This is a genomic window from Candidatus Babeliales bacterium (assembly GCA_040879965.1).
Classification (GTDB): Bacteria; Babelota; Babeliae; order Babelales; family JACPOV01; genus JBBDJI01.
The window spans coordinates 260589-270302 of the sequence record JBBDJI010000012.1 but is presented as its reverse complement, the minus strand read 5'-3'; the positions used below and the strand labels follow the sequence as shown (position 1 = coordinate 270302).

The following is a 9714-nucleotide window of genomic DNA, read 5'->3' as shown; positions in this document are numbered from 1 at the left end:
GATAAAAAACCTCAAATAGCGACAACTGCAAAAGCTATTGCCAAAGTTTGTTAGAGCGAGTTATTATTAATCTATTTATTATTTTTGTTCGTTAATTGAATCGAATTAATAAAACATTTAATTTTTCTAATTATCTCTTGTTTATTTTTTTCATCCTTAATGAAATCTATGTTGCCATCCAAGGTTAACACGGGAATATCATTTTTAATGCGCTCGTGATAAATATCTTTTTTTTCTAACAACCAATCTTCATGATACTTAAATTCATCAGTATAATAATCTAATGCCGCACCCTGTTCTTCTTTTCTATTGCGCTTAGCAATCCTTGTATAACAAGTTTCAGGTGAAGTTTGCAAATAAATAAAGCCATTAATTTTATGTTTAAAATTTTGCTCCATAAAATCAAATACCGTGCAATAGCTGTACCATTCCATTGGATTTAAATACTCACTTTCTTTAAGCATTTTGCCAAAAACATAAAAACCAGCGTAAATTGACCTATCAAGAACAAAAATATTTTTTTCAGAGTTCAATACTGCTTTTTCTATTGCTTTTGCCTGAATGGGAAATACATAAGTCTGAAATAAATAAGACCAACGTGGCATATCTTTGTAATATGTTTCCAGTAAATTACCGCAACCACCCAAATCTTGCATAGCTTCAACTGGTTCATATACTATCTGAACTTCGGGTAAATTATTTTCAAGAATTTTTAGTAAGGTTGTTTTCCCTGCGCCAGTTGTTCCTTCCAAAGAAACAATAATATCATTTGCAAAAATCGAGCTTGATAAACAAAACGCAATAATCATACATTTAGAAAAAACATTTTGATTCATATTTTTACCTTTTATTATAGAAATTAATAAAGCACTTGTGATTTTCAATAAAAGTCATAGGATAATAAAAATAAAAGGAGAGGCAAGTGTTAAAAAAAATATTTTTTCTATTTACTTTTTTTTTGTTTACTTCAATTGATCTAACTGCATCTGAAAACATTCCTCGGTTATTAATAAAAATTCCCACTCGTTCCAGACCAAAGCAATTTTTCGAGTTTCTTAATCTTTATTTCGAGAAACTTTCAAAAGAAATTCCTTATCATTTTTTAATTTCGTGTGATATAGATGACTCAACAATGAACAACCCAAAAGTAATAGAAATATTGGATAAATTCCCCCATTTAACCTATACATTTTCTAGAAATCGATCCAAAATTGAAGCTTATAATAAAGATATTGATAAATATATAGATCAATTTGATATTCTTATCGTCACTAGTGATGATATGGAGCCGGTAGTAGATAAATTCGATGAGATTATTGTACAAGAAATGCTTACTCATTTCCCTGATTTTGATGGTGTACTAAATTTTTCTGATGGACGCGATCCAAAAAATTTCAATACCTATCCCATTATGGGAATAAATTATTATCTCGCATTTGGATACGTTTATTACCCAGAATATAAAGCTTTTTATTGTGATAATGAACTAGCAGAAGTTTCTCGTAAGTTAAAAAAAGAAAAATTATATTACCAAACATTATTTTTACATCGTTATCCGGAAACTGAAAAAGCTCAATCTGAAAAGCTATACGTAAAAAATATGAAATTTTGGCAGGATGATGAAAGGCTATATAAACAAAGAAAAATAAATAATTTCTTTATAACTTATTCTTAGAGGAAAAAATATATGAAACAATCTAAGGTTATTTTTATTTCTCTAGTAATAAGCTTAACTATTTTACCGCAATACCTTTTTTCTTTTACAAAACAATCCAAAATAATAGGTCTTGTCCAAGTACGTAATGAAGAAAATATCATAGAACAATATTTACGCGCACTCTCTTGTTATACTGATGCAATTGTTGTACTTGATGATGCTTCTTCTGATGATTCTCTTTTTATTGTTTGTTCTTTAGCTGAACAATTGAATATTGAAAAAATTTTAACACAGAAACAGTCTACCCGTGAATCTGGTAACGAAAGTGATAATTCACAATTGTTACTAAAAGCCGGTAGGCAAATTGGTGGTACTCATTTTATTGTAATCGATGCTGATGAAATATTCACTGCTAATTGCATGAAAAATAATTATTTACGCAATCAAATTCTTTCTTTACAAACAGGTGAAAAAATTGAAATGGTCTGGATTCAATTATGGCGAGATATTTATCATTACCGGTGCGATGATAGCTGCTGGTCATGGTTATATAAATCTATAATTTTTTGCGATGATAAACATTGTTCTTATGAAAAAAACTGGCTTCATGCAAGCAGAATACCACAAAACCTTAACGGTAAAACTTATAGAATTCCTGGATATCAATATGGTTTTATGCATTTCCAATTTGTGAACTGGAAAAATTTACTCATCAAACAAGCTTGGTATCGCTGCTTAGAGCGAATAAGAGAACCAGATAAATCTAGTTTGGAAATTAACAAGCGATATGCTCCGAGCAAAGATGAAAAAGCACTAAAAACACTCTCTGCACCTAAAGAATGGTTTGAAGGATATGAGTTTTTAGATTTCTCTGTTTTTAATAAACCTGTATTATGGCGAAAAGAACAAGTACTTAATTGGTTTATTCAATATGGAAAAAAATATTTTAAAGAACTTGATATCTGGGATATTAATTGGGAAAAGTAAAAATGAAAAAATCTAAATATTTCTTTTTTTTAATAATTTTTGGATTATATTATCAAACAACGAATACACAATTTTATAGTCAAAATAACCAAGATCAATTTATTTATGAGCAATTTTTTAAAGATGATAAAAAAGGTTTTTTTATCGATATTGGTGCCAATGACGGTATAACTTATAGCAATACATATTTTTTTGAAAAACATTTAGGTTGGAAAGGTATTTGCTTCGAACCACTACCATCAGCATTCAAAATTCTTCAAAAAAATCGATCTTGTACATGTATTAATGCATGCATAGGATCGCAAGAAGAACTAGCTCAATTTTTAGCCATTCAAGGTATCACTGAACGTACTGATATGCTTAGTGGGTTAATTAAAAAATATGATCCACGACATATAGAACGAATTAATCGAGAGTTAGCCCTTTATGGAGGGACTAAAAAAATCATAGTAATACCTTGTTATACGCTTAATACAATCTTAGAAAAATATGATATACGATACATCGATTATTTAAGCATTGACACAGAAGGTGGTGAATTAGATATCTTAAAATCGATTGATTTTAGCAAAATAATTATAAATATCATTGATGTTGAAAATAATTATAATGAGCCATACATTTATAATTATTTATTAAAAAAAGGATACCAACTCGTAAAACGTACTGGTGCTGATGAAATTTATAAAAAAATCAATCTTTAAAAAGGAAAAATATGAAAAAAAATTTTAATCCTTATCGTCATCCAATTAGCAAGTTATATTTTTCCATTATATTCCATTTGTTTGCCAGATAAAACACTTATTGATCCAGAAGAAATTTATACTTTTGTTTATCATCATAATTCTTTTATTGGTTATTAAATATTAATTAATAATTAAAAATTTCTCCTCCAGGATAAAATATAATATTATGATTTCCAATAACTTGTGAAATTACCGAAAAACCAGATTTTGGTCGAATTAAACAATCACAATTTGCCATTGAAAAAAGGTCATTTAAAATATTTGATTTCCATGATTCCTTTTCTTTTCTTATTCCAAAAGTTAAAAATGGATCTGAAAATATACTTTTATACTTTTTCAATAATAATTCTGGGTTTATTGCATCAGTAAAAATATGAAAGTATATTTTTTTATTTTTATAATGATTTTTTATCTTATTAATTTGTTTGATGTAAAACTCATCTTTTGGAAATTTTTCTGTATGATTAGCGGTTAAAATTACCGAATCATATCCTTCACCAGTTCTAACATGAACTGCAACTATTATGGTATTTTGGGGCAACTTAATTGTTTGTATTGGAACTTTGGGTAAAATAAGTTTTTTTAGCAAACGACGAAACTCTTTCGTTGAGTTAACTCCATACCATTTAGGATCCTTTGAAGAAGTATGCCAATGCTGAAATGAAACTAAATATAATATATTTTCTTTATTGCTCTGATTTAAAATATGAGGTACTTCACTACCAATTTTAACAATTTCATATTTTTGCAAATCCTTTTCATTAAGTTGATTATCAAGGCTTGATAACATTAATTTATCAGAATATTTAAATGGCCTATAAAAAAAAGGTATATTATGTTTTATAGAGAGGTTTTTTGCAATACAATAATAAATTAATTGATCACCTAATCTTCCTCCTGAAATTTCATAAGTTATGGCAAATTTTGCATAATTATAAAAAAATGAACAAATAAAAAAAATATATATAATTATTAAAAAACATAGCCCTAAATACTTATTACTTAATCGACTTATAAAAAATTTAATCATATCCTTCAAAATCTCTCTAAATTTTAATTATTCTTAAATAGTATAATCAATTTGTTTTTAAAAATTAGGAAAATATAAAAAATAAAAATTAGATATTATTACTTTTTTTTATTTTTTTAAATATAATAACAAAAGAAGATTCCAAATCAAGCTTTCCTTACATAACTGGAAATACATTTCACTGTTTAGCTGATTATATTTTTAATGTAGTTGATAGGTATGCTAAAGCAAGGCTCGATTTCCCGAATTGAAAGAACCACAATTTTCTACATATAAAAATATAACCGCAATCGATGTAGTCATTATTGCACACGATGAAAACCCCGAAATATTGCAAAAAACAATAAGATCAATTATTCAATATGTAAAAAGTTATAGAAAAATTTGGGTTTTTAGTAAAAAATTATTTTTCGATAATAATTACAATGAAGATGTGATTTGCCTGCCAGTAGATGTCATAAATTCATAACCACTTTCTACTCTTGTTCCTGAGCTTACTGATTTTAAATAAGTCTTATTACTTTGAGAATTTCTTTGATAGTATTTCATGTGCGCAAATACTGGATAAAACAAAAGCTTACGCATTTTATTTAAATATTGATAAAAGTTGCTTTAATGAAAAGCAATTTGCTATACAAGAAAATGTATATGCATTTAGATTAGAAAAAAATAGTATTTTAAAAAATGTATTTAATATTTGTTTAAATAAAGAAAACTTTTTGAATAATATTGAAGACATTATTAATTATAGGTTTAACTTTTTTGATGAGAAAAAAGATCTAGGATTGCTATATAAAAAGCGAGTTATTAAATAGAAAAACTGGGGTAATTAGAATTTGAAGAATTTTTATTTGTATCTTGCTCTAACATTTTCAAGTTGTTTTTTGAGTATAATATTTCCCAATAATGAGACAGCTAAAATTACTTATGAATTTAGTGGAGGAAGATTTGGAGATAATTTATTGGCATATTTGCATGCAAAGTGGCTATCATTTCAATATAAAATTCCCTTATTGTATAAAAATTTCCAATATTCTGATCAATTAATGTTACACAAAATTGAAAACCCTAGAAGTTCTTATCGTTCTCATGTAGTCAAAAAAGAGCTTACTCTTACTAAAGAAAACTTGATTATAGATACCAAAGCCAATTGTGTGTATGTTGTTCCTTATTTTAGTGAATTCGAATCAGAACATTTATCACCAATTAACAATAAATGGATACATTTTGATGTCGATTGGAAAAATCCAGATTTTTTAACGGAAATACAAAAAACAATTCAACCAATAAATAAAGACCTATTAAATTTTCCTTTACCTAATGATCATATTTGCATCGCAGTCCATATTCGTAGAGGAGATGGCCCATTATTATCTGACATTGAAAATGCTGTACATAATCCTTATGAATATGTAGATTTTAAAGATTTACTTAAGTTCCCTCCTAAATCATTTTATATTAAGCAAATAATATATTGTATTCATTTATTTCAAGATTTCAAGCTATACATATATATTTTTACCGATGATGAAAATCCTCAAATATTAACAGAATATTTTAAAAAAAAATTTGAAAATTATAAAAACGTAAAATTTTCTTGTAGAGAAAAAAAAGTAACATTATTAGAAGATTTTTTTGCTATGACTAAATTTGATTGTTTAATTCGGCCTCAATCGAATTTTTCATATGTAGCAGCAAAAATTGCAAAATATATGTTAGAGATTTCTCCCCAAAAAGGTCACTGGGAACAAATAAATAATCAATGGAAGCCCATTATCGATGAAATTACCTTATTAGGAGGTTAAAAATGTTGATTTTTTAAACAATCAGTAGTTAAACTTTTTAAAGTATTCTTAAAATTTAAAGGAGCATGATGATTTATTTATTTTTCTTACTATCTTTTAGTCTTATTACTGCAAACATGGGACCTGAAGGGTTTGAAGCATTTCCAAATAAATATTTTGTAGAAACTGGTACGTTTTCTGGTGATGGGATTCGTTTTGCGTTAAGAGCAGGGTTTAGGGAAATTCACTCAATTGAAATTAATGAAAAGTTTTTTAGTGAAGCCAAAAAAAAATTCAAACAAAATTCGAATGTACATATTTGGCATGGAGATTCAGGAAAGATCTTATTAAATGTTATTAGAAATATTCAAGAACCTATAACATTCTGGCTTGATGGACATAATGGATGGCCGGATCCTCAGCAAAAAAAAAATACGCCTCTACTTGAAGAATTAGAACAGATTAAGCAGCATCATATAAAAACGCATACTATACTTATTGATGATATGCATTGTTGTAATATGCTACTCTTTGATTTTATTACTAAAGAGCAAATAATTGAAAAAATAAAAGAAATAAATCCTTTATATATTATTACTTATATCGATGGTGGTGATCATGGCGAATATCCAAATAATATCATGGTCGCATATATCCCTGAAAATTATAGCAGCTGAATAAAGAAGAGTATTTTATAAGTGAGTAATAATGGACTATTCAAAAATTGCCAATAAATACAATTTTTTTTATTTATATTTAATTTTATTTGGGTTCATAGTTAATACTAATACGACTGCATATTTTTTTAGCAAGGGGCCAATTGATGTTGTTATACCAGTACATGAAAAAGACCTTCCTACCTTAAACATGGTCATAGAAGGAGCCCGTAATAACATTGAAGGAGTTCGAAGAATTATTACAGTTTCATCAAAGAAATTTACTGAAAAAGCAGAATGGTTTAATGAAACTGACTTTCCTTTTAACAAAGAATTAATTGCCCTTGAAATATTTGGAAATGAAAAAAAAGCATTTGAATTTTTAAAATCAAAAAAAACAAGAATTGGATGGATATTTCAACAATTTATTAAATTATATGCCCCCATAATTATTCCAGAGATATCCGAAAATGTTCTCATTGTAGATGCAGACACAATATTTTTAAAACCCGTATCATTTCAGGATACTCATGAAAATCCTTTATTTAATGTAGGAACTGAATATCATGAGCCTTATTTTCATCATGGATCTCGTTTATTACCTAATTTTAAAAAAGTATTTTCCCAGCATTCTGGCGTTTCACATCATATGATTTTCAATAGAGAAGTTATTCTTGATTTGTTTGGAGCAATAGTAAATAATCACAAAATTGATCCTTGGAAAGCTATTTGTAGGTGTATTGATCAAAAAGAGGTATTTGGCTCGTGTATGTCTGAATATGAGATTTATTTTAATTTTATTTTTTCACGAACAAATCAAGCAAAAATTAGAAAACTAAAATGGGCAAATATTCACTTAAAAGATTGTCATAAATATCTGGATTATGATTATGTTTCATGCCATAGCTATCTGAAAGAATAATATGAGATATTATATATTTTTCTTATTAGTTTTATTTGGGATTAATATTAATTCAAAAATTACTGATTATTCTCTTGTATTTGTTCATGTAGGACCAGTATTACCATCATATACTAAATTTGCATTAGAACAAGCTCGCTTATTTAACCCTGAAGCGCCAATTTACTTGATAATCAATAAAAATGCAAAAAAAGATGAAAGGGATAATTTTATAATTTCGACTAATAATATTATCACAATATTTTGTGAAGAATTACATCACAGCAAAGAACACCAAGAATTTAATGAAAACTCGTCATTAAATAACTCATGGAGAGAAGGCTTTTGGCGAAAAGCAACTGAGCGTTTTTTTTATCTTGATGAGCTTATTTCACAATTAAATTTGGAGCATGTAATTCATCTTGAGACTGATGTAATGCTTTATGTAAATATAAGTGATATTTTTCATGCTTTAAAAAGATATAAAGGAATTGCAGCTATTTTCGATAATGATAATCGTTGTATTCCAAGTTTTCTATATATACCAACTAAACAGATGATTAATACACTTGTTTCATTCATTGCTTATCGCGCCAAACAAGGATTCAATGACATGGAAATCTTAGCTCATTGTAAAGAAAAATATGGAAAGGAATTTATAGATTTCCTTCCTATAATTATACCTGATTATGTACATGATCATGAGCTAAAAAATCAGCTCGGCCAGAAGGTAGTTAATTCTGATCCGTACCATAATTATTTTGATGAATTTAAATCTATTTTTGATGGTGCAGCACTGGGTCAGTATTTAGGAGGAATTGATCCAAGAAACGGTCAATCACTTCCTGGATTTATTAATGAAAGCTGTATTTTTAATCCTTCTCATTTTATTTATGAATGGGAAAAAGATTGGCAAGGTAGAAAAGTTCCTTTTTTAACTTATAAAAATAAGAAATATAGAATTAATAATCTTCATATACATTCTAAAAAACTCGATGAATTTAAAAGTTAAGTAAAATAATTTTTATAAGAGGAACATATCTAATGTATATCTATTTATTGTGCATTATAAGTCTACTTTCTTTTACTTATATGAACAATAATTACTCACAAATTCGAGATAGTAGTTTTCCATATATATCTGGTGATTCTTTTCGTGCACTAGCAAATCATATTTTTGATGAAACAAATAAATCATTAAATCCTAAAGATATAAAGTATAAAGATATTATTTTTGTCAAAACTGATTATCTAAATCTATTTTTTACAAAAATTCACCCTAATATTCAACAGAAATACATTTTAATAACACATAATTCAGATGATTCAGCACCAGGAAAATTCGAACATTATGTATATGATAAAAAAATTCTCTATTGGTTTGGACAAAATCCAACAATTATGAATAATGAAAAATTTATTCCTATTCCTATTGGCATAGCAAATCGATGTTGGTCTCATGGTAACATCGATGTATTTAATAAAACGTTAAAAAACTTATATATCGAAAAAAACTATTTACTGGGAATAAATTTTAGGGTGGGTACCGCTCCATCAATAAGAAATGAAGTATTCAATTTTTTTTCTAATAAATCTTTTTGTAAAAATTTATATTCAGAGAAACTTGAAATATACTTACAAAATATGTCAGAGGCCAAATTTATTTTGAGTCCTGCAGGTAATGGTCTTGATTGTCATCGTACTTGGGAAGCACTATTAATGGGAGCTATTCCAATCCTAAAAACATCAATGCTCGATGAATTACTCCTTGATTTACCAATACTTATTATTAAGGATTGGCACGAAGTAACTGAAGAATTTTTAGAAAAAAAATCTGAAGAGATTAAAAATAATTTTCATAATTACAATTTAGCAAAAATATATTTTCTTTACTGGCAAAAATTGATTGAATTTTATCGAGATAAATTATCTTAATTTTTTTTTTAACTATTC

11 protein-coding genes are annotated in these 9714 nt (G+C 27.1%); 9 read left to right on the top strand and 2 right to left on the bottom strand.

Annotated elements, in window-relative coordinates:
* Window positions 1-71: 71 nt before the first annotated feature.
* Window positions 72-836, bottom strand: coding sequence for a deoxynucleoside kinase (locus tag WDZ41_03635; GenBank protein ID MEX0940427.1), 765 nt, complete (start codon window positions 834-836; stop codon window positions 72-74).
* 86 nt (window positions 837-922) lie between these two features.
* On the opposite strand from WDZ41_03635, the gene WDZ41_03630 reads away from it, so the two are divergent.
* The 3 genes from WDZ41_03630 to WDZ41_03620 are packed head-to-tail and all read left to right on the top strand — an operon-like array spanning window position 923 to window position 3348.
* Window positions 923-1675, top strand: coding sequence for a hypothetical protein (locus tag WDZ41_03630; protein MEX0940426.1), 753 nt, complete (start codon window positions 923-925; stop codon window positions 1673-1675).
* A gap of 12 nt (window positions 1676-1687) precedes the next feature.
* A complete protein-coding gene (locus tag WDZ41_03625) occupies window positions 1688-2644 on the top strand; it encodes a glycosyltransferase family 2 protein (protein MEX0940425.1) in 957 nt (318 codons plus the stop codon).
* A 2-nt stretch (window positions 2645-2646) separates the two neighbouring features.
* A complete protein-coding gene (locus WDZ41_03620) occupies window positions 2647-3348 on the top strand; it encodes an FkbM family methyltransferase (protein MEX0940424.1) in 702 nt (233 codons plus the stop codon).
* A gap of 166 nt (window positions 3349-3514) precedes the next feature.
* Here WDZ41_03620 and WDZ41_03615 read toward each other — a convergent pair whose 3' ends face one another.
* Complete coding sequence (locus tag WDZ41_03615) at window positions 3515-4420, bottom strand: hypothetical protein (GenBank protein MEX0940423.1); 906 nt, start codon at window positions 4418-4420, stop codon at window positions 3515-3517.
* A 247-nt stretch (window positions 4421-4667) separates the two neighbouring features.
* Between WDZ41_03615 and WDZ41_03610 the strand changes: the two genes are divergently transcribed.
* The 6 genes from WDZ41_03610 (at window position 4668) to WDZ41_03585 (ending at window position 9696) form a co-directional block, all read left to right on the top strand.
* Window positions 4668-4889, top strand: a complete 222-nt coding sequence (locus tag WDZ41_03610) for a hypothetical protein (GenBank protein MEX0940422.1) — start codon at window positions 4668-4670, stop codon at window positions 4887-4889.
* Window positions 4890-5304: 415 nt separating this feature from the next.
* Window positions 5305-6225, top strand: a complete 921-nt coding sequence (locus tag WDZ41_03605) for a hypothetical protein (protein MEX0940421.1) — start codon at window positions 5305-5307, stop codon at window positions 6223-6225.
* Between the two features lie 68 nt (window positions 6226-6293).
* Window positions 6294-6881: a hypothetical protein gene (locus tag WDZ41_03600; GenBank protein ID MEX0940420.1), complete on the top strand. Its 588-nt coding sequence runs from the start codon at window positions 6294-6296 to the stop codon at window positions 6879-6881.
* A 31-nt stretch (window positions 6882-6912) separates the two neighbouring features.
* A complete protein-coding gene (locus WDZ41_03595) occupies window positions 6913-7782 on the top strand; it encodes a DUF6492 family protein (GenBank protein MEX0940419.1) in 870 nt (289 codons plus the stop codon).
* A 1-nt stretch (window position 7783) separates the two neighbouring features.
* Window positions 7784-8773, top strand: coding sequence for a hypothetical protein (locus tag WDZ41_03590; protein ID MEX0940418.1), 990 nt, complete (start codon window positions 7784-7786; stop codon window positions 8771-8773).
* A gap of 32 nt (window positions 8774-8805) precedes the next feature.
* Window positions 8806-9696: a hypothetical protein gene (locus tag WDZ41_03585; GenBank protein MEX0940417.1), complete on the top strand. Its 891-nt coding sequence runs from the start codon at window positions 8806-8808 to the stop codon at window positions 9694-9696.
* Window positions 9697-9714 lie beyond the last annotated feature (18 nt).